This window comes from Mesorhizobium sp. ESP-6-4, from assembly GCF_020164735.1.
In the GTDB taxonomy this organism is placed as follows: domain Bacteria; phylum Pseudomonadota; class Alphaproteobacteria; order Rhizobiales; family Rhizobiaceae; genus Mesorhizobium.
In genome coordinates this window covers 15696-37787 of record NZ_JAIUGS010000031.1, presented here as the reverse complement: position 1 = coordinate 37787, position 22092 = coordinate 15696, and the positions used below count along the sequence as shown (strand labels likewise).

Genomic DNA, 22092 nt, shown 5'->3' with positions numbered 1-22092 from the left:
CAGGTCTGCAAAGCGCATGTTCAGCTCACTTCCAGATCCACAGGATCCGGATGAAGACAATCTTCTCTCTACGATCTAAGGCCCGCCAAACGGGATCATGGGCCGCGCAAGCGGCCCTTTCATTTGGCGGCTCTTGAATCAGGTAAGATCAAACTTACCTCCAAGGACGCAAGCAAATGCTTGCTCGTAATCGCAAGCAAACGCTTGCTCGAAGTTGACGCGGGGTGGAGCAGCCCGGTAGCTCGTCAGGCTCATAACCTGAAGGTCACAGGTTCAAATCCTGTCCCCGCAACCAATTCTATCATAAATCGATAACCGTCCCGGTCTAACCGGGGCGGGTTTTGCGTTTCGAGAGGGGCGCCGGCCTTTTGACCTCCGGCTGACGGCTGGTGGCACAGAAAGCCGGCTCCGCGAGTATCCAACAGAGCTTTGGCGGGCTATTCGATGTCCGCTCAGCGGCGCGGACTACGCACCTCGCTACGCTTGCTGGCGACGGTGCTCTTCTATGCAGTGGTTCCCCCTTTCCAAAAGCCTACATTAGCGCCCTGATAAAAAGCGGTCATCCGGACGTGATGATCCACGAGCTGGGTGATTTACACGACACTGTTGCTTTTCGCCTTCGACGACGACCGTCCTGCTATATCGAGTTGAAGCTCGGCGTCATGTCGGCGGCAAGCGCGCTCAGAGTCTACCGTGAACGCCACCGCTCTGGAATGATGAGCGAACCCTCGACGGCTTCGCGCTGATCACCTTTCAGGGGAAGACCCGGGTGCGGCATGGACAACGATAGTATCTCTCAGCTCTGGCCCGCGGCGCAGATGGATTGGATCCAAATGCCCTCGTTAGCGGGCCAGCAATCTTCCCGACCATTTAGTCGCTTCATTGCTTTTGCGTCTCCGGCGTGATGCAAAGCGATGACGAGCCAATTCTGCGAATTGAATACCGGGCTGCCGGAGCTCCCTTGTTCGGTTGGCGCGGTATATTGTAACCGGCAGACCGAACTATCGACAGGCTTGCCCAATGGCGGGCCTTCATGATCGATCAGAGTATTGTGCTGCATGGAGAACGACAGCTCTCCCCCATTCGGATACCCGATCACGTAAACCCGTTGCGTTCCGTCTGCCAATGGCAGGTTTTTGGCAAACGACAAGGGCTTCAGCTTCGGAGGTTCCCCGTCGAAGCGCACGAGCGTCGCGTCTAGATTGCCCCTCGGCCAGGATCGAATGATCTCTGTAAATCGATGCGCTTTGTCCTTGTCCACAGCCTCGAACACAATTTCGGCGTTGTCAGGAGATTCAGCTTGATCACTGGGTTCATTGCTCAAAACATGCGCATTGGTCAGCACGCATGGCTCGTCCCCGAGGGGGGGTACAATATCGCCTCCGCGGACAATGAAGCCGGTTCCGAAGCGCCGCGCAAGCGTACGTACGACGCCAACGGACTGCGCACACTCCATCCCCAGTTTCACCCACTGGTATGACAGCGGGCCGTCTTTACCGAGAATGGCCTCAAGCTGCTCGTCTGACGGCGCGGGCCCTTCCGCCAGAGCGCGAACGTCGTCGACGGGGAGCCGGGCGACGTCGAAGTCGCGGGTGAGAATCGCTGCTCCCAACGACTTGATGATACCAGCGCCCTGCTCGCTCTTCTCGTCGAGCTTCCACAAATAGCGCAATTGTCGTGTCACGGCGCCGAGTGTCTCGGCAGAGGTATTTGGATCTTGAGCGACTTTGCCGAGTTCGACCTGTGCTCGATCGATATCGTCCAGAGCGACGAAGGCTTCGGCACGGGAGGCGTGAAAACGGGAATCCCTTCCGGCCGGGGGCGTCTTGTTCAGATCCTCGAGAACCGAGGTCGCGAGTTTAAGCCTGTCGATGTTGTCCGCGACGGGGATATCGAGCTGCCGTGCAAGCGTCGCCAAACCGATCAAGTTGATGCCCGAGCGGATCCGCGTCTCGGGATTGGACTGGTATTGAGCGCTGTAGCCGGCCATCGCTTTCTTGATAGCGTCTTTGGCACCGCTGGCGCCAAGGTCCGACGAGTAGAGTGCGAGTTCCTTCCATGCACGAGCCTGCAGCGCGCCGATGATCTTCCCAGCCGGGTCGTGCTGCTGTGCCAATCCTAGAAGAGCCGCCGCGCCTCCACTCAACCCATTGTCGAGAAGCTTCTGGACCTGAAATCTCGTTGGAATGAGGTCGCCAATTTTCTTGTCTTTGATGAAGTCGAACACGCCGCCGAGAGCTTCCGGCCTCCTCAGCTCGGCTAGATGGTCGAGCGCAGATAGCATCTCAGGCGCATTGAAGGTTTGACTCTCACCTGCCAAAGGTGATTTGATTTCCGTCATCGGCCGAGGCCCTTACAGCTGCAACAGCAGACCCAAGGCACCTCGCAGAGCGGGTGCTCGCAGATATTTGACGATGGCATGTCGCCATGCGCCGGAGTTTGTCACTTCGACGTCCTCGACCCGAGCCTTGCCGCCAAACTGGAAGTCGTTGCTAAGGAACGGATCGAACCCGGCGACCGGGTCGAGCCTGTCGAACACGTTGATCCAATCTCCCTTTACCTTCTTGTACGGATATCCATCCGCGCGTGACCATTCTGGGCGCAGTTTATCTTCGATTTCATCCAGGCCGAGCGGGCTGCCGATGGTCATGATCCCGTCGATCTCTCTCGTCTCGGGCAGTCGTTTCAAGCAATCATAAGCAATGACCGTCCCCATGCTGTGGCTCACGACGATGTGGAGACCGCTCTTGCCGCTACCGCTGGCAAGGACGTTCAAGAATCTTTGGCGGATTTCGTCTTGGACTTTGTATATCACGCCGGGCCGCGGCGAGAATTCGACGTTGAACAGATAGTGATGCACATCCCGCAAGAAGGTTTCCATGAAAGCCTTTTTAAGCGGCCACGGAAGCGGGATGCGTTCATACGGCAAGCCGTCGAGCTGCCGATTTGTCGGCATGGCTTCTATAGCCTGGGCTGCCGCCAGCGTGCCTCCCATTTTAAAGGCAATTCCGCTGATGAAAGCGGCTTCATCGACCGTTGCTGGTAGTGGGGGCCGTGTGTGCGCATCGGCATCGACTTCCTTTGGGGTATTTGCCTCAAGGGTTTCGTATGCGGCGATGTTCGTGTCTGGCTCCGGGTAGAGCACGTCCGCCCAGTAAACCATCGATGATGTAATCCCCTCAGACCCAAGATTAATACCATCGAGACCTGCAGCAAGGCTGCGAAGCCAAATGTTGTGGAGCTGATCAGCCGCCGGTTTATTGCCAATGCCATGAATAAAGGTGACGTGAGCCACGTTCGGCTCTCCCACTGTTCTGCCCCGACACAGAAGCAACGTCTCATTTCTGGAATGACGATGCAAGTGTCAGGAGAGAACAAGAAAACGGTGGAGGAGGAGAAACCATCTTCTCGCAGATCGGCGGACCGGCAACGTTGTCAGTCAATCGCGGACAGCGCCAGCCCGACCCGTCGTCCTGCTCAGGGCTGTGAGCCGCCCTTGTCCGGCCGGGCAGGGACGCTCGGTTGCAATTGTGCTGGTTCGCCCCACTCCTTGCGCCGGGGGTGTCTTCGGGGAGAAGACGGAAAAGACGGGTGAAGAACCGCATCCCATAGCGGACAATACCATGCATCTCATGAACTCGATCCGCGCGCTCTGACGAATAATCCGGACCGCACGCGTCTGACAAATCCAGCCCGCAGGCCGATGCGCTGCTGCTCGCGACTTCAAGCCGGACGCTACCAGGCTAGAGACCAGGTCTCTTACGGCCCAACATCCTCTCCCAAGTCCTTGGCTCCGGTGCCTTGGCCCGCTCCCGGGGGAGCCACCGATGCCTCTTGCGCGTCATCGCCTTGTTGCTTTGCCTCGGGCTCCTTTGCCGGCGAGTCAGGCGGCTGCTTGTCGGGTTCGGCCTCCGGCGTCGCCTGCGCATTCGATCTTGCGTTTTCGCTCGGATCCACGTCGTCCGCCTTCGGGGAACTTCGAAGCAACTGGAGCCCGGTAGCGCTGAGTCTCTCGATGGCTGAATCGGATAGCAATCCCGAGATGACACCCATGAAGCCCAAGACGAATGGATTAAGATCCCCACCCGCAGTTCCAGCGGGAGGGGTGCCGCCTACCGACAGCTGCCCAGCCCTTACCAGCAAGAAGATCGCCAACGCCGTCGCCATCCCTTGCAATGGGCGGAAGAAGTGCCACGAAATCGAAGTGCTGTAAGAGCTTGGCTCGCGAACCTTGGCGAACTGCATCTGGAGCATGAAGATCGTGCTGCCGAGAGCGCCCATGGAAAGGGTGACAATCATGACAAGCATCGGGTGCGGTAGCGAGGGCATAAGCACCTCGCTACCTAGCCATGGAAAAAAGAAGTTGCTCGCCTTCTGATAGCTGTCCAGCTCATCCCCTTCGCTGTAGCGCAGCGAGTTTTCGTACTCGTCGACCCAATTTCGCACTTCCGCCAGCTTTGCCTCGTCTTCCGTGAGCTCTGATATCGCCCTGGACGCATCGTCGCCCGTCGAAGCGATAGCATTGTTGAAATCAACACATGTATGCTTCACGGAATCGTTCTGTTGTGTCTGGCAGCGCTTCTGTATCTCCTTCACTATTTCGCTAGGGGAAAAGTTATCCGACGGCACAAAAAGATCATTATACAGCTGCTTGGTAATCGATCCGACTTGCGTCACGTTTCCGGAAGCCGGGCTGCGCGTCTTCAATGCGTATATGCGGTTTTCCAGAAAGGTGATTTGTTCTTTCCGTGACCTGTATGCCTGCTCTCTCAATTGGATATGCGCAACGCTGATAACTGTCGTGATTGGATCTTTCGTCGGTGTCGCAGCCTGCGGAGTTTCCGTAGCTCGTTCCGAAATGTTGGCTTGAAATTGAATTGCCCCGAATGAAATGAGAACCACGCCCAGGCTCAAGTAAAGCCAGATAGCGATCCACACGATTATAACTAGAGACCTGAATTTATCATACCGGTTAGTCATAGTTGGCGCTCGAAGCCGGTTTCGTGGCAAAAGCCCTGCTACGTCACTTGGTTGCTGCGCTGCGAGATTCGCAAAACGCCTTGATTGCCGCGGCTTGCACCAGACAGGAGTTCTGTTGCTGCTGAGCCGCCGCGTTGCACGCCTCGTACTCGACTTGAGCCCGCATCCTCTGACTGTCGGCTGCTTGCCGGCATTGAGCCTTCTTTGCTTCGTAGGCTGCCCTTGCAGTCCCCTGGGAGGCCAGACAAGCAGGGTCTTCAACCCTCGCCTGGCATCGGCCGAATATGTTTAGCGAGCATCGAATGCAGTCGGACAAGGGCGGAGGAGGGATCGCGCTGCAATCATCTGAGAAAATTTCCAGCTTGCAGACCTGTAGCGGGCATACCGGCTCTGCTGCCGCGCCGCACTGGCCGTCAGCAGGAGCGGCATCATCGGAATGGGCAGCTAGTGGGAAGCCGAGCAGAAGAAGCGCGATCAGGACCAGTGCGCTGACCTGGCGAGCATGAAGCCGCACCAAGCCTATGTGACCACTCAACCACGCAGCCATAACAACGCCCTCGGCCCCTCCACCAAGAGGCCACCCAAGCCCAATATGGCGCGAACTTTAACACACGACGAGGTGCGCGGATACGCCTTACTTAAAATATTGATTCTGAAAGCTTTGCGGCCTCTGAGTCGAAGTAGCGAAAAAATATCCGCAAAGACTCCTTGACAACCCATAAAACTTGGCGGCCAAATAAAGAAGGCTTGGGGGTAAAGGAAATGGCGCGGCGTTTCCATGTTCCGGTCGTGGAAAGAACTACCGCCGCGAGTCATTCGGTATTCAAAGCATGTATGGGACTCGCGGTTTGTCTATTGACCGGCGGATGCACGCCGTCAATGCAGGCCGGACCTGCGAGGTTATTTCCGGTTTCGGCAGAGACGGCGGCCATTCGTGGGCAGGTCGGCGTTCCTGACCTCAAATACTATCTCGCTTTGAGCGAAAGCGAGCGCACCCGGTACCGGAACAGCATCGTGCTGGCGAGGATGTATGCCATTGACCTGGCTTACTCGGAGTACGAAGCAAGTCTGACCCAGGAAGAGCAGCAGTCCGGGTTTGTGGCCACAGCGGGCCAGATGGGACTGACAACTGCATCGTCGCTTGTCACGCCACCGGGGACCAAGAGCATCCTAGCTGGAGTGGCAACGGCCGTCACGGGCACCAAGGCTGCTTATGACGATCAAATCCTTGCAAAAAAGACGATTCCTGTCTTGCAGGGACAAATGCGAGCCAATCGAGCACGTATCGCCGCCCAGATAATCCTTAGGCTAAAGGTCCCGGATAGCAATTATCCCCTGGCGCTCGCTCTGTCCGATGTCGAGGCTTACTACCAAGCAGGAACAATTACTGGCGGACTGGTCGGAGTCTCTGCCACCGTATCCCAAGACCTTGCAGCGGCAGACTCCGAAAAGAGTTCGGCAATCGAGATCACGCTTGCGACTGACAGCGCGTCTAGCGCGTTACGTGCGTACCTGTATCCGAACGGTGCCTACGACAAGGCGCGAGCTGCCATCCTTCGGCAAAAGCTGGCTATCCTGGCTGAAAGCGACCCGCTGGCCCGCGATCCGCTCGCCGTTGTCATTCGGGACGCAGGTCACGCGTCGGTTCGCATAGCGCTCGCAAGACAGATTGGTTTGGTTCCTTAGGCGTTTACGGGGCAGGAACATGGCTCGCGTGTATGAAATCCGAAATCTCACGAAAGAAGCGGCTGAGAACGAGCGCCAGATATTCGAAGACGACGGAGCGATGGTCGACATAGTCCCCACTGGAGATGGACTCTACCTATTTAGAGCCACCTATCCTGATAGCGGCAGCACGACTTCCGTACCCAGCAGCAACAACCCAGGAGCGGGAACTGGAGGCACACAGCCGGCCGCGAACCCACCTGCCTCGTCGACCCGCTACAAGAGCTTGGTACAAGGAGGTTTTTTCTCGTTGGATCCGTACGACAAAACCGTTCCCGTCTCCATCAGGTGCAACAACCCAGGAGCTGTCAACGGAGCGAGCTGGGAAAAGGTGTATCCAGGCTACGTCGATACGTCCGAAACGACCCCGGGCAACAAGACTACGATCTTTGAGGCGCCGGAATACGGTGTGGCGGTGTGGTGGGATCTGCTCAGGCGGTATGCCGCCAAAGGCATTTCCACCGTCGGCGACATAATCACGACCTACGGCGGCGGCCAGGACTATTCAAACTACGTCAAGTTCGTGAAAGCGCAGACCGGGTTTGACGAAACCGCGAGGGTCGGGCTCGATGACGACGCGGTCCTTTTGGCCTTCGGAAAGGCGATGTTCCGGTACGAGGCTGGACGGGCGAGTCCCCTCAGCGATGAGCAAATCCTTTACGGCTTGCGGCTTGGCCGCGCCGGGGGAGATATATCGAAGGCTGGCCCTTCGCCGACCGTAAATCAAAATGCGGAAGCCCGGACTGAGCCCAATGCGCCTTCACCTTTGATGCAGGCCACGAGCCAACGTGTCTCGGCATCTAGCCTCACGCTCGACACCCGCGAGGGGGTGATGGCCATTCAACAGCAGCTGATTAACGCGGGGTATTTGGATCCGCCGGCCGACGGTGCTTACGGCCCCGTGACGAAGTGGGCGCTCAACCGCCTTCTCGAGAGGGCCGGCATTTCCGGGACCAGCGCGATCACGACGGAGGTTGCTGACGCGCTAAGGAACGCCCAGCCGCTTCCTCTTGCGTCAGGCGATGACCTCGCGGGCAAAATCGTGAAAGCGATGCAGAGGAACAATTATTGGATCGCAAGGGATCCAGCCTGCGTGAACATCGTATACGTAGAGGGCATGAACCCCGATGGTACGATAAACGACAACAGGAACAACGTCTTCAACGATCTCCGCATAGTCTTCAACATCGAGAGCAGCGGCAGGCCCGCGATCAAGGGTATGTGGGAAGCGACGACCGAGCCGAGCCGGAAATGGACCTTGGAGCCGATGAATCCTGGCGGGGCCTTCCATATCAAGTTCGGCCAGTACAAAGCGTGGATCAAAGGCTGGTACCACACGCACGATGCCCTGATCCAGACTGGCGAAATCGAAGGCTATCGCGATCCCAACAAAACGTTTCGTCGTGACCTGAACTACCCCGTGCGGGGAGCCGACTTCGGCGTTCACCAGCACTGGGGATATGATCTGCCTCACGACGATATGGGGAATTCCAGCGCGGGGTGTTTGGTCGGACGGTCGACAGCGGGACACAAGGAGTTCATGTCGATCGTGCTGCAAGACCCTCGCTATGTGGCCAACCCGACATACCGTTTCATAACGGCGGTGCTCCCAGCCGGCGATCTTTGATCCGAAGCTGGCAAAGGCTGAACAAGGCCTTGATGTCGGCCGATTTCATGCCGCCCGACGAGCCGCAGCTTGGCGTGGCGGCTATACCTCGAGTAGCTCGATCGCCTCAGCGGTGCGGGCGTGAACAGAGCGGTAACGCGTTAACGGATTAAGAAATTCCTAAGAAATTTCAAATGGGTGGCTGCCGTCAATTTAACCCGCCTTAAAGGTAAGTGCTTGTTTTTCTTGGGAGCCGTTACCGCGAAGATGTAATTGGCAATACTAGACCAGAGGCGAAACCGCCATCCTCACCGACGCTGAAATCACCGCGCCGGTGCGGCAGTCAATCGGGGTGGACTCGCAGGAGGGCTACCGCGAATAGGGCGCTATTACCCAAATTGGTTCCTAAAGCTTCGGCCGGTTCAATCCTACCGTGCTTAAAACGCGCTCGGCAGACGCTGTCTGCCTAGGCTTCGCAAGCGGCGCGAATCGGGTATGTCCGCGTCCCCTTTCCACCATCATCGCGGACTCCAACCTACCCTACCTGCATGCCTAGAACTTTGCACACTGCACTGCTCGCCCGTAAGATTTCTGATTTCTGCCGCCTCCGCCTCGACCCGGTGCTCCCTCCACAGGAAAGTGCCCAGGTAAAAGAGTATCTACTCAAGCTGATCGCCCGCTCCCGAATGCCTCCTCGTAAACCCCGAGGGTACGACTGGGGAGAAATCGGCACCCAATGCGGTCTCGACCACAACGCGATGCGGACAGCTAGGAACGCGATTGGGCATGCGTTGGACGCGATTGTCCGCTATGCGAAAGAGGCGCCGAGCCCGGCGATCATTAGCGCGTCCCGCCGCGCCAACCCGGAACGTCCTCAGCATTGGGATCGACAGCAGAGGACAGCGAAGCCATCGACCGCAAGCAGGAACAGAGAGTCCGCGCCAACGAAATGCGAAGGTTCGCCAAACCGGAAGCAACCCGGCATCAAACCCCGTGCGATCGAAGAGTTCCCCAAACCTCTTTTCGACGAATTCCTTGACCCACCAACCTTTCAGGAAGCTCTGGAATTCCAAATGCGTCGCCATGGCGACAGCTATTGGCATCTTCATCGCGCGGTTGTTCGCGATGACGAGAACCTCGACCGCTCCACAATTCGTCATTGGCTGCAGGGATCAAAATCGCCGCGTAGCGTGACAAGCATGGAGGTTCTCGATCGTATTGAGCGTCGATATCGTCTGCCGGCGGGATACCTGAAGTCAAGGCTCCCACATCCGACGCGTTCTGCCTCTGGCCACATTCTCGAAGACGTAGGGTCGGCTGAGAGGCGTCGACTTGCATGGCATTTGCCCGATGATTTCAACGCACGTCGACGTGAGGAACAGGAAGAGATCTTGGAATGGGTACGGCGTGTGATCATAAGCGGGTCGACTGACTACCGGCGGTTCCAGGCAGCTGCGATGAAACAGCGCTATGCTATCCGTTTCCCCGGTATCGCCTATGGCCGGTCAGATGCCGCGAATGACTGCTATCGAGACCAGCGCGAACGGCACGAGGAGGGTGCTGGATTCGCCGACCCGGACTTGATGTCGGGCGTCATAGACGCACCACCTGTGCTAGCCATGGAAATGGCCGAGTTGATCCGCTTCAAGACTGCGACTCTGACCGCTTTCGGTCTCCAGCGCAACGGTGTCTGGGGTGAGGAGACGGCATCGCAGAAGGTTGAACATCTCGGTCTGATGTTCGGCGCCTTGGCTGCTCATCCGCGCGGGGCTGTGCGCGGCTATGGTGTATCGCCGCAAGATCTAACTTTCGGCCTGCTCGTCTTCCCCTCGGTCTGGGATTGGTATGTGCAATGGCGCGAGAGAAGGCGGGGGTTCTACACTGCGTGGGAAGTGGACATGCTGCGGATTTCGCTCGCACTCACCCGCAACGAAACGGGTTGGCTGAGACAGCATCCGGACTTGGCATCTAGGGTCCGGCCAATAGCTGGACTGGTTTCACAAACTGACATTGATCGCGCTCGCGCTGATTGGGATGACGCTTGCGATATCTACTTCAAGCATGCGTCATCTCGCGTGAAGGAGATTCAGCGTGTTGCGCGCGTGCATCGTGATCCGTTTGAACCGATCATGCCGGTGCTCGAGGCGGATAGCCCCGTCGGTGAGTACCGAAAGATCACCGAGGAGATCCTTCGGCTCATGCCAGATGAACGCATTTATCGGCGTCCTGCTGCGGAAGCCGTTCGTTCATTCCTGATGCTGCGGTTTGGATTGCACCTTGGGTTGCGGCAGAAGAACCTGCGTCAGCTGATGGTCTGTGAACGCGGGAGGCTGCCGCGGTCCGAGCGTCAGCTCGCCGACATGAAGCGCGGTGAGCTGCGGTGGAGTGAACGCGAGAAGGGCTGGGAGGTGCTAATTCCCTCAGTCGCATTTAAGAATGCCAACTCATCCTATTTCGGAAGCAAGCCATTTCGTCTGATCCTGCCCAATCTGGGCCGCCTTTATGAGTACATCGAAGCGTACATCGATCGCCATAGAAAGGTGCTGCTCGGAGGGGCTGAAGATCCCGGCACCTTTTTCATCAAAACGGTGAAGGCGACGAGCCGTGACGCGGCGTACGATCAAAACACGTTCTACGAAGCTTGGCGTCTGACCATCCAGCGATATGGCATCTACAATCCCTATACTCAGCGCGGCGCAATTCCCGGACTTCTTCCTCACGGTCCGCACAATGTTCGTGACGTGCTTGCAACACACATCCTGAAGCAGACCGGCTCGTATGAACAGGCAAGCTACGCCATCCAGGACACACCCGACATGGTGGCTCATCACTACGGCCGTTTCCTGCCGCAGGACAAAGCTGCACTTGCCGCGCGCATCTTGAACCAAGTCTGGCAGGCAGCGTAGCCGACTGTTCTGAGGCAGATCTAATTTACGAAACATCGTCGGAATCTTCGAAGGAAACCCGGAGGTCTGCGCTACAGCGAAGCCAGAACAAACGCAGGTCTAGGCGCTCTAGACTTCGCGCCTAGCGGCGCCTCAGTCGACCAGACCCTACCTTGGCGAGATCGAGGCTATGCCGCTGCTCGGAATAGCAGTTTGAAATGGTTGGGTGTCCCCGCAACCAATTCTATCATAAATCAATAACCGCCTCGGTCTGACCGGGGCGGTTTTTCCGCTTAAAGGCCAGGGAGTGGCTGAATTATGCTGAAGCCTTTTGATGACAGCGGTAGCGAATTGGACGCGCTCTATTCCGTGGAACCTCGTTCGAATGGTTTTGACCTGATTGTCGAATCCCGTGGCGGATCTGACCACGGCCCGAATGCCGCTCGAAATAGCGAGTATGCGCCCGCATTGGAGCAGCATTTGACCCGAATGGGTGCGCTCGGCATGGTGCTTGACGACCTGCAGGTAGCGAGCAGCATTGCCATGAAACTGCCAGAGCTCGATCGTAGGGTGAGTCTCGACAAGTTCCCACTACCCCTTGCCCTGTCACCTGCAACAGATGTGCGGGAACTGCGGCATTCGATCGGACGAGCCTCCGCAGCATTTGGCCGGACGGACGGAAGCGACCGGGGCAACCGAACAAAGCGTATGCGGCTGCGCATGCAGTGGCCGGGCGCAGCTGGAATGACGGTAAACGCCATTGAGCGGATGCTCTGGCGGCCGATAGCCCCGGCGACGGACGTACAGCCAACTGATGATCCTCGCGAGCTTCAAAAACGGGTAGCGCAGGCAACGGCACACATTCGGGCGGCGGCAAAGCGCGGAACCGTGCAGCCACCACCGGGCCAGACCACACCGCCCAAAGCCAGCGGCACCTTGTCTCGTTTCGTCCGGGATCCAAACGTCATCGCATGGGTGCTAAACGAAGCGGCGGGAAATTGCGAAATCTGCAGGCACGCTGCGCCTTTCCTCCGTGCTGGTGGGGAGCCCTTTCTCGAGGTACATCACGTCCGCCCTCTGGGAGATGGTGGGCCGGATACGGTCGACAATGCCGTTGCTTGTTGCCCGAACTGTCACCGGCAGCTTCATCATGATCGGAACCGGGACACGCTTCGGCAAAATGCAATTGCGTCTATAGCACGTCTCAGGGACTATCCGCTGACGGCAACGGCTGACACGGTGACACCAGCTACTACGGTCATCCTGTAGTCATTTGGTTTGTAGGCCGCTTCGACCACTGGCAATGCAATACCGGTTAAGGCCAGCACCTGCTCACGATTTTCCCGCGGGTTTTGCGCTGTCCTACAATGACCTCGTCTTAGCCGTCCGGACAGACTATCCGGGTCGGTTTTGGTGTTTCAAGGCCGGGATATCCGAATACCAGCCGTAAGATGTGAGCCGGAGACTCGCCATTCCAGGACTTCTACGCGTCGACTATGCGAATTAGCCGGACCAACCGCTCGGCCGTTTCCCGCGCCCGCACCCTCGACTGGACTTCGCATTCCCAAGCAACGAACACTCGCCATCCAAGTTCATCAAGCCGAGCTACTACTCGGTCGTCCCTGGCGACGTTTCGGTCAAACTTTTCTTGCCAGAAGGTGGTGTTGGACTTCGGGGTCGTGGCGATGCTGCATTCTGGATGCCGATGCCAGAAACATCCGTGGACAAAAACGATTGCTCGATGTCGCGGGAAGACGAGATCTGGCTTCCCGGGCAACTTCTTGTTGTCAAGGGTGAACCGTAGCCCGCGCCTGTGTAGCTCGCGGCGCAGGGTCAGTTCCGGCGACGTGTTCGACGAACGTATTTGCGCCATTCTCTGGGACCGCTCATCTGGCGATAGGAAGTCCACCATTCTTCAGTCCGTTATTTGTCGGCTACCAACTCGTAGAACGGCAAGCCGCGCACGATGTCCCCGGGGGAATCAAATGACTTATACAGACACTGGTGGTTGGCCAGCCCCTTCACTCGCTCGGCGATTTCCGCAGCCGTACTTGACAGACCTAGGGCGGACAACTCCGAGACGGTGACGTTGGGTACCTTGTGCACGAACCAGGTGAGCAGCGGCTCCCGGTAGTCGGTCGCGTTCACCTTGAAGTGACGAAGATACTGCGATGCCAAAATAACACCGCACCCAAACTCGCGACCCTGAAGTAGCAACTTTCGCAGCACGTCGAACTCGTACCGCATAATGTTATCCGCCTCATCGACCAGAAGGTACGAGTCAATGGCTCGCAACTGTGGATCGCTACCCAAAAATGGCCGCTTGGGCGTTTTCAACATGTTCTCGTAGAACATGTTGAGCATCACCGCCACGAGCATGTTCTTACTGCGATCGTCCTGTCCGAAAGCGTCGAGCGACACCACCACAACACCGTTGAGGAAGCGGTCGAAGGGCATGCACTTGGTGGGGTCTCGCTCAAAGACCTCCATGTCTACAAGATCATCGATGATTGCCATCGGCGAGTCAGATTTGCCTTCCAGCAGGTCGGCATAGGCCGCGTGGACATCGTAGATGGTGGGAGTGGTTCCGGCCGACGACTCGTAGGCGGTCCGGACAGCACGCTTAAGCTTGTCGCGCTGGACTGGACCGATACCCGAATAGATCTTATCCAGGACATCGGCAAAGAACCTAAAGCGATCGAGCCACGGCGCGATCGAATCTTCCATGTTGCTCACGTCGAAAAGATTCAGTGGGAGCCGCTGGGGTTTCACGACAATCGCGCCGGTGGCTGCGACAAAGTCGGGGCTGCTGTAATCCTTCTTGTAGTCGAAAATCAACAGTCGGGGCCGGATGCCTCGGTTAGCCGGCGTAGACGATGCGATCTGATGCACAAGCGACTTCAGCAATTGCGTCTTCCCGGTGCCGAGGTCACCAACGACGCCGATGTTGAGCTGGTTCAATCTTGTATCGGACAGGGAAAGCGAGAGCTCTCGCTTCTCGAAGCCATCAACAGTTGTACCGATTCGCAGATGAATACCGCCTTCGACAGGCTCAACCGAGTCCCCGTCCACTGCCTTGGCATCGAGGCCACGCGCCTCAAGACCGCTCGAACTGACCGAGTCAGCGCCAACGCGGTCGCCTGACAAGCCGAGGTTTAGGTCGGGCCCTGCATGCGCTAAGGCAATCTGCGGCTCAGCACCTGCGCGAGCTTGCCCGGCAGCCACCGCGTCCTCGTGTGCCTGTGCTGAAAGCTCCCAGTCGCCGACCTTTGCCCGAACACTGTCATAAAGCGACTGTGCATCTCGGCCGACAATGCGGCCAGCGTCGCCGATCCCTATGACAATTGTCTCTTCGAAGCCATCACCATCCCGGTCGACGGCATCGCTCATCGGCGAGTCGTCGACAACAATTAACCGCCCGCGCATATCGACTGTGACGCAGCTGCTGTCTGTGAGAATCGAGGACGCAATACGCTCGTGTAGGGCGGACCAATTTGCACCGGACCCTGCAAGGTCTTCATGTTGGCTGTAGACGCGCATCGCGAAGCCGATGACTGAGAGGAGTAGGTGTTGGTAGGTTAGTCGCCAAGCAGAGAGCTTGCCCTCATGGCCCGCAAGTCTGGCAAGCAGGTTGGAAAGCGACTTAGCCTGGCCTAGCGCTTCTCGAGCCTCGCCGATGGGAAAGACCGTTCCCAGCCGGCACTTGACCTCGACGGGCGTGAGGTGGATTCGTGCGCCGTTTGGCCCGACCGTAATGCCCACCACCAACAAGTCTGGTCGCGAGAAGCCGCCCTCCAAGCGATCGCGATTCAGCGCACGCGAAAGGTCGTCAAGATAGCCGCGGAATGGGTCGACTGGCACGACAAGAGCGATGGACGGCTCATCAACTGATCCACTAATGACCGGGACCAAGCTGTCCGAATTCGGTCCTTTTCGAAATCGATCCTGTAGCAGTCGCGCGGCTACAAAGAGTCCAAGATCGCCGGTGGCGCCAGTGTCGTCACCGGACAGCCCACGAATGGTAGGGATGCCGCGGCACGCGACCTCAAGGAGGGTGGCCTCTACCTGCTTATCAGACAAGCTTGCGCACCCAGGAAGCCTCGAAAGGACTCGCTTAAGGGCATCCCGGTCAGAAGGTTTGACCCGCGACAGCAGGTAGTAGCCGTTCGTGTCTCCGGCCCGTTGCGAGTAAGAGGGCAGGTCGTAGTCCCAGAGGTAGGATTGTGGCAGCCACCCCCCGAGGAAGCAGGCAGGGTCGATTGCCGACGACGACACCGCAACGAAGTCCGCCTGCCGCTCCTCCAACATCTCGCCAATCGCATGGATGTTAGGCGCGAAGCGCAAGCCCACGGGCTGCGTGAGTGAGCTCTCAAGTTGAGCAATGCAAGAAGAGACCTTGTCGGCAAGCGGATCCCCCACAGGAACGGTTGGCCGCGATTGTCGAGACTCACTAAGGAACGCTTCGGGGAGTTGGCGACGGATACGGTGCCGGATCAGGCCGCCCGCCCCGAGCGCCGACAAGCTTGGGGTTTCTGCAGTGTCTGGCTCGGAAGAATCGAGCTGGGCGATGATACCAAGGTCCAGGTTCATCGCCGTAGAGGGATTGGAGAACCAGCGCACGTTGTTGAGCGTGTCCTCAGACAGGTTAGCGATCGTCGCGTCGTCTGGACGAGATGGAGCGTCCCGCATGTCATAGACGTCGAGTCGGCGCGGTCCCGACGTGCCCAGTCGTGCCGGCTTATCGGATTCTGCGTAGCGCTCTGACGACCACTGCACGAGGCCATCATTGCAAGCGTCGGTTGCGCCACCAGCGCTGCTGACTGCCACGCTCAGAGCTGGCTTTGCGCAGAGGATGTTGGAAACGTCGTCGAGCGCCCGGCTAACCTGTGCAGCACTGAACCCCGCAGATATCCCACCAATCGTTATGCCGAACGTCGCGCCGAAGGGGTCCATCCTCGAACGGTCCGCGAGCTCTCGAAGGCGCCGCCCATTCCAAAGGACAGACCAGTAGTCGGTGTTGGATTCCACAGCGAGGAAGGGTATCAGGTCGACGCCTTCCGGCGATACCAGCGGCATCCGCAGGACGTCTGGCACGACTCCTGGGTCCAGTATGCCGGCGGCCGGGCATGGTTCTGCGCTCAAGGCCGCGTCGTCCAGGACGCGCTGCGCGACCGCATGCCACGCCAGCCGGAGCGGATGAATCGGTGACAGGAGAACCGCGTCGGGAGACCGCGCGATGGTCCGTCCGCCAGGCTCGAGGGACGCGATCGCCACGACGTCGCTCCAGGGGGCAACCTCAGGACTACCCCGCAGCCACAGGGAATAGGCATCGAGGTAGTCCTCGACGACGGACTGGAACGCAGTATCGTGACGAAGCCATTCCCCGAGCGGCGCAGCCTCGATCAAGCGCGACTGGTCGTCCCCGCCACGAATTAGTCTTGCGATCTCCACGCGGGCGGCGACGAAAGCTGGCGGCGGATTGAACTGGCTGGCAGGCGGACGGGGGTCTTTGTGGTAGCGGCCGGCGGATAAGATCCGGCCGGTGTCATCGGTCCAGGCTGGCTGCACCCAGTGGTCGCCATAATCCTCGGCGAGCACAATCGGCAGGTAGGAACGCGCGACGTGCTCATCCTGCAATAGCCACCCTTGCAAGGTGCTTGTTCGGGCGTTTCGGTTGAGCTGGACGACCGGTTTAGAGCCGGAGGGCTCAATCTGCCGCCGATTGACCATTATAAGTCGCTCGAACTCACTACTGCAGCCTTCTTCCTCCACGTCATCACAGGAAAGGAAGATGCGGCAAGTCTCGGTCGCTTCGCGGCCTCCCACCGCGGTCCGCTTGTATGGAAGGTCTATCTGGTATGAGCCGTCGACCTCCACTTCGACCTGATAGAGGCCGGCCTGGACTTCCCGAACCGGCAAGGACTGCTTCTCATCTCCAGTGCTCTCACCCCCTGTCAGGCCTGTGGCTGCACCTTCAATCGATGTTCCTGGCGAGAGAAAGGCCAAGAGCTCGTACCGACCGGGGCCAGGCAGTGTAATTGACGTCTCCCAGTTGGCACCTTTCGTGCGCCGGGAAGGCGCCTTCGGTGGGGTAACCTTTCGCGCGCTCCTGCAGGCGACAAAGATGCCCGGCGCCCACGTTGCCAGAGAGATAACTTTGATCGACGCTGTGCGGAAACCCTCGGCGCTGGCTTTATACTGTATGGGAGCCCGGTGGCTCGGCGGCGTTGTGTCGATAAGGTCTTCACGACCGTTGACCTGCACGCTGAGGGGGAATCCATTGCTGGAACGGCCCGGCGAGCGCTCGATCACGACCTCGACAATCTCGGCATTCTCTTGGGTTGCGTTGATCGCAATCCCTACATGTTCCGCGACGACCAGCGGCACACCGCGTGACGGAGGAAGCAGGGGGTTGGCGCACTCGACGCGAATGTCACCCACGATCTCTGGCTCATCTTCAAGGAGCTCCGCCCACACCTCGGCGGTGAGTCCTTCCCACCAGGGAGGTGGCGCGCATAGGTCGCCGCTGCTCTGCGGCGCATAGAACGCCTCCGGTGACCGATCGAGCGCGGTTCGCACATGGCATGTAGACCGGATGTGCAGGAGGAACGCATCGATCCACTCACGTTGCAGGTCGTCGGCCTGCTCACGCGCGACGGAGAGGCCAGTCGCAAAGCCATCCGACAGGGCGGCCGCCACGCCATCGAGGCTAGCGTGCTGCTGACCCGCGACAAGCCGGCCAGTAGCACTAGGCGGCACGCCACAAGCCAAGCTGATGCGGCTGGCCGCGTTACGCGAATCTGTCGAGGCCTCGAATACGCGGGCCACTAGGCGCCACGCGGCGACACGGCTCCCGGGCTCCGGGTCGACATCGTCGAAGGCGCGACACGCGCGCGCGACAATCTCCCGACCCTCCTCGATTTGTTTGCCATCAAGCTTTGATTCTGCGAAGGCGTACTCGAGGCCAGCCTGGAGGAATGGGTCTGACCACCAGTCTTCGAATGCAACATTTGCACCATTACTTGCAGACGACATTCCGAATTCGTCAGTTGTCGAGGTGACAGAGCGAATCGCATGCTGACCTGGCGGGACAAGCGCAAGGTAGCTCGAGGCCTGCGGCGAGTTGCGAAGATCCAGGAGGTGGCCCTCGTCACAGGGGCCAGAGGCCCCGCTCGGCGGGTTCCCTGTGCCGGGCGCAAGCTGTGCCACTTGGAGCAGAACTGGAAGACCTGATCCCCCGTCAGGCGAGGTCAGGAGCGAGAAAACCCCCTTAAGGATCTCCAGGGGCGGCCCGTGAAAGATCACTCGCGTCTCTGTCGCCGCTCCGCTGGCCGATGCTTCATGCAGCCGAGCCTGAACGACAGAGGCCAACCATGCTTCAAGACGGCTCATCGTCCGGGACTTTCTCGAAGTGGGCGCGCCTGCGGGAATGGTGGGACAAGGAGCATACCGCTCTCGGCGTCGGGACTGTCCAGTACGAGGCCGAGCATCCGAAGCTGGGCTCCCAGCTCGTTTGAATCGATCTTCCGATGGTCGACGACTATGCCGTACGCAGCCATATGCTGTGCCAAGCGGTGGACCGACCGCGGTCCCGCTAATTTTGCCAGCGAGCAGTGTACCAGCACCAAGATTGCCACCGGGCCAGGAGCACAGATCCAGGGGCTAGATTTCGCAGCGCTGCGTTTGCGCAGGACATATCCCTGATCATATCCGCGCAGAATGGAGTTCGCTACTTGGCGCTGGTAAAGCACGTGTCGAGCAAACTCCATGACGTTCGAGCCTACACCTTTCCGGCAAAGAAGGGTCCGTGCCTCGCGGTCAGAGAGGTCTTCCAGGTCGCCGCTGAGCCCGGCCAGAGCGCCGTGGTTCTTCTTCACGAGCGCACAGAGTGCCGCCACGCTTTTTGCAGAGGATAGCTTTTCCGGGAACGCCACACCGCATTCGTCAAGGCCCCACAGGACGGCATTGAGGCCGAGCCTTGCTGCAAGGTAGGTAGAGGTTCGGTCCTTGAGTTCCGAGACCGCCCCCATACCGTAGGTAAGGTAACCAAAACTGCGGGGGTAAATCGTAGCGCGGAGGTCGTTCGGTAAGTCGACGCCGGCAAGGGCCTGCCGAACGCATTCCCACATCTGACGGTGCACCTCGCACACCCAAGCGACATAGCCGACCGCAGCGATTCGGATTAGAGCCTCGAGTAAGCTGGTCCACTGCCGGCGCGTCATAACAGATTTCGCAGCTAGGACAGCGTCCAAATCCTCGCAAAACTGCCTTGCCGGAGAGGCAAGGCCGTCAAGCTCCCCACGCGGCAGGCAGGCGGCCTCCTCGCTATCCGGGATCGCAATCTTGTTCCCCCAGGAGACGCCGGTCCAGGCGGAGACCTCATCGCGCAGGAACCGGGCGAAAACATCGTCGTCATCGTGAACGCCCAGGGCATGAAAGAGACGTGACCAGATGTCCTGCGCGGCTGCACTATCGGCCGAACCCAGCCAAACCATCTGGCGCACGAGGGCGCCCGCTGGCCATGGATTGCCGGCGAGCCGCGCAGAGCCAGAGAAAGAGGCCGTCTCGCCCACAAGAGGGGTAACCTGCAAGAATCTCTTCGTGGACTGGTTGGGAAGTTTGGGACTTTCAAGCACGTTGTGAAGGAGTGCGTGCACGCTGTCCCCGTCTAAGGCGGCATTGTTCGGCTTGCGTACCCGGTCACGATGGTCCCTGTAATGAACGATCGACCGTTCGAGCTCGCGCCCGCGAATAGGTACGCGGCCTTCGCTAATAGATATCTCTTCCTCAGCACTGAACGAACTGATGGTTCTATAGAGACTCGCGACCAAGACTTCCGAATTGGCATACTCCGGGGCCGGATTCATCGCCAAGGCCGCACCGCGATAGGAAGGGTGTGATCGGGCCCACGGCGAACCTTTGAATTCTGCAAGGCTCACCGGCGAGCTCCACGCTTGGTGGATACGAAGTGCCCGCGATGACTCTCAATAGACATGCCGTCGCCGAGCAGGATAAGTGGCCGTTCGCGAACCTCGCGATCCCGGACGATCCAACCGGACATCCGGGCGCGGGCCGTGTCAAGCAATGCAAGAACACCCCGCGGTAGGGACGCTGGGGACAAGCCAGCATCGAGTTCAGTCACTGCCTTAAACAATTCGTAGGTGAGAGCGACAGGCTGGGCGGTCGCGCCCAGTTCGACATCCAAGAAACAAATCGATGGCCGTGGTCGGCCTTCATGCGTCGCATATCTTGGAGCCACACGCCGCCGCGAAACGACGAGCGTTGCCCGTCGGCGGGCAGGCGGCAGTGGCTGACCAAAGGTTGTTGTCAACGAAACATCGAAGTTGTGACCATTGTTCAACAGGTCCTCGACCTGATTTGCAATCTCCCGCAGGTCATGGCCGTGTCCATCGGCATCGGCGACCACCCTCTGAAAGGTTTCGAACGTCAACGCTGAAGGGACGATTGCCTGGCGCGCGCCGATGCTCCGGCGGACTAGCCGACAAGAAAAGTCACGGACAAGTCGCTGGATCCTGGTTGCAGCAGTCGGCCTCTTCAGGCGCAACTTTGGGTTGGAGAGGAGCTCGTCGAGTGCAGCCAAGCGCTCTAGAAGCAGTCGCTCGTTGGTCGAAAGCGCGCGCCGCGAGATAGCGAACTCCAGGCCTTCGCGAACGGAGCGGCTGAAGCGCGTGTCCAACTCTCCGAGCCGGACAGCGCCACCCCAGAGCGCAACCTCAGCGTCTGGTGATGCCATTGCAGGATCTAGCAAATCTACTAGACCATCCAGAAGAGGCGCGATCATGGCGGGCACATGACCGCCAGAGCGCGATTGCAGAAAATAGTAAAGGCCCATGGCCGTAGGACTGTGATCGTGCAGACCGAGCTCACGGATATCTCGGAGTAATGACGCGGCGGCCCGCTTGTCCCATCTGTTGAACAAGGCGTGTTGATATTGGGCGGCGACGAGCCAGAAGATTGCGCCAGAACTCTCGCGCTTTGGCCGTCCCCCAAGCGCTGCCTCTCTGTCTCTCTCGATCATTCTTGCAGCCCAGGTGCAGGGCTCGGATGACTGTGTTCCATGTCCCGAACCGCTACCCGCCAGCAAATAAGAGGTCAGAGAGAACAGATCGCGAAACGTCCAACGCTTACTGCTGCCGAGCTCGAACCATCGCAGCATTGCGAGGAGAGAATTAGCTTCCCTAGGGCTCGCCAATAGCCTGCGGCTCGAGCAGAACGGGCAGGCAGATTCGGCTGCGCAGGTTTCCTCTTCCCTCCAAAGTGTGGGATCGACTGCTCGACGAAGAATCTTTCGAGCTGGCGCTTCGTCGCCCTTGTCAGTCGGCTCGATGAGAGATTCAGCGTCCATTGGCCAGACAGCGACTGACGGGAATCCATCAAGCGGCCAGCAAGCCGGGGCGTCAGGTGCAAGGCTGACGGCACGAGCAATCTCCTCTAGAAGATCCTGGGAGCGACCGAGGTTGGTGTCGATCGCGTGGATCATCGCATCGTCGAGCACACCCCGGTTGACACAGCAAAGGTAGGCCGAACCGGTGGCTGAAATGGCTTGATCCAGCTCCTCTACCAGCAGCATCGCGGCCGTACGACCCGAATGCCCTCCGACAGAGGCATCCTGTACGACGGCGAGCTGAAGCGCCCGCTGAGGCGACGCAAGCGCGCCCGCGTCGACGGTGATGAGGCGCGGCACGATGCCAGATTTGGGATGGTAGGATTCCGAGAGCGAAGCAGTCAGGCGCCCCGCGCAGCCAAGCGCGACGTCAAGTTGCCCAACCGTCGCCTCCACCGCCTCTGTCTTGCCGTTCCCGGGACCGCCGACCAGCAGCACCACGCGCGGAACTCCCTCCTCCCCCGCCGCTAGTCGGCTGACCCAATCGCGAA

11 protein-coding genes and 1 tRNA gene are annotated in these 22092 nt (G+C 59.0%); 5 read left to right on the top strand and 7 right to left on the bottom strand.

Annotated elements, in window-relative coordinates:
• Positions 1 to 218 precede the first annotated feature (218 nt).
• Positions 219 to 295: transfer RNA gene (locus LB523_RS28585), tRNA-Met, on the top strand.
• Between the two features lie 501 nt (positions 296 to 796).
• On the opposite strand, the gene LB523_RS28580 is transcribed toward LB523_RS28585, so the two are convergent.
• The 3 genes from LB523_RS28580 to LB523_RS28570 all read right to left on the bottom strand — a co-directional run bounded on the left by LB523_RS28580 (position 797) and on the right by LB523_RS28570 (position 4980).
• Entirely contained in the window at positions 797 to 2341 is a 1545-nt protein-coding gene (locus tag LB523_RS28580; RefSeq protein WP_224609433.1) for a serine protease, read from the bottom strand.
• Positions 2342 to 2353: 12 nt separating this feature from the next.
• On the bottom strand, positions 2354 to 3295 hold the full coding sequence (locus LB523_RS28575) for a hypothetical protein (protein WP_224609430.1): 942 nt from the start codon (positions 3293 to 3295) through the stop codon (positions 2354 to 2356).
• Positions 3296 to 3759: 464 nt separating this feature from the next.
• Entirely contained in the window at positions 3760 to 4980 is a 1221-nt protein-coding gene (locus LB523_RS28570; protein WP_224609427.1) for a hypothetical protein, read from the bottom strand.
• Between the two features lie 708 nt (positions 4981 to 5688).
• Between LB523_RS28570 and LB523_RS28565 the strand changes: the two genes are divergently transcribed.
• The 4 genes from LB523_RS28565 to LB523_RS28550 all read left to right on the top strand — a co-directional run bounded on the left by LB523_RS28565 (position 5689) and on the right by LB523_RS28550 (position 12465).
• Positions 5689 to 6666 carry a hypothetical protein gene (locus LB523_RS28565; RefSeq protein ID WP_224609425.1) on the top strand — a complete coding sequence of 326 codons (978 nt, stop codon included), beginning with the start codon at positions 5689 to 5691 and terminating at the stop codon, positions 6664 to 6666.
• 19 nt (positions 6667 to 6685) lie between these two features.
• The gene (locus tag LB523_RS28560; RefSeq protein ID WP_224609422.1) at positions 6686 to 8332 is read left to right on the top strand and encodes a peptidoglycan-binding domain-containing protein; all 1647 of its coding nucleotides are present in this window, start codon (positions 6686 to 6688) and stop codon (positions 8330 to 8332) included.
• Positions 8333 to 8859: 527 nt separating this feature from the next.
• Positions 8860 to 11217, top strand: coding sequence for a hypothetical protein (locus tag LB523_RS28555; protein ID WP_224609419.1), 2358 nt, complete (start codon positions 8860 to 8862; stop codon positions 11215 to 11217).
• 297 nt (positions 11218 to 11514) lie between these two features.
• Positions 11515 to 12465, top strand: a complete 951-nt coding sequence (locus LB523_RS28550) for an HNH endonuclease signature motif containing protein (protein ID WP_224609416.1) — start codon at positions 11515 to 11517, stop codon at positions 12463 to 12465.
• A 214-nt stretch (positions 12466 to 12679) separates the two neighbouring features.
• Here LB523_RS28550 and LB523_RS28545 read toward each other — a convergent pair whose 3' ends face one another.
• The 4 genes from LB523_RS28545 to LB523_RS28530 all read right to left on the bottom strand — a co-directional run bounded on the left by LB523_RS28545 (position 12680) and on the right by LB523_RS28530 (position 22042).
• Positions 12680 to 13108, bottom strand: coding sequence for a very short patch repair endonuclease (locus LB523_RS28545; RefSeq protein ID WP_224609413.1), 429 nt, complete (start codon positions 13106 to 13108; stop codon positions 12680 to 12682).
• An 11-nt stretch (positions 13109 to 13119) separates the two neighbouring features.
• Positions 13120 to 18231, bottom strand: coding sequence for an ATP-binding protein (locus LB523_RS28540; RefSeq protein ID WP_224609408.1), 5112 nt, complete (start codon positions 18229 to 18231; stop codon positions 13120 to 13122).
• Between the two features lie 353 nt (positions 18232 to 18584).
• Positions 18585 to 20135, bottom strand: a complete 1551-nt coding sequence (locus LB523_RS28535) for a hypothetical protein (protein ID WP_224609405.1) — start codon at positions 20133 to 20135, stop codon at positions 18585 to 18587.
• Positions 20132 to 22042: a hypothetical protein gene (locus LB523_RS28530; protein WP_224609402.1), complete on the bottom strand. Its 1911-nt coding sequence runs from the start codon at positions 22040 to 22042 to the stop codon at positions 20132 to 20134. Before LB523_RS28530 ends, LB523_RS28535 begins: the two co-directional genes overlap by 4 nt.
• Positions 22043 to 22092: the final 50 nt, after the last annotated feature.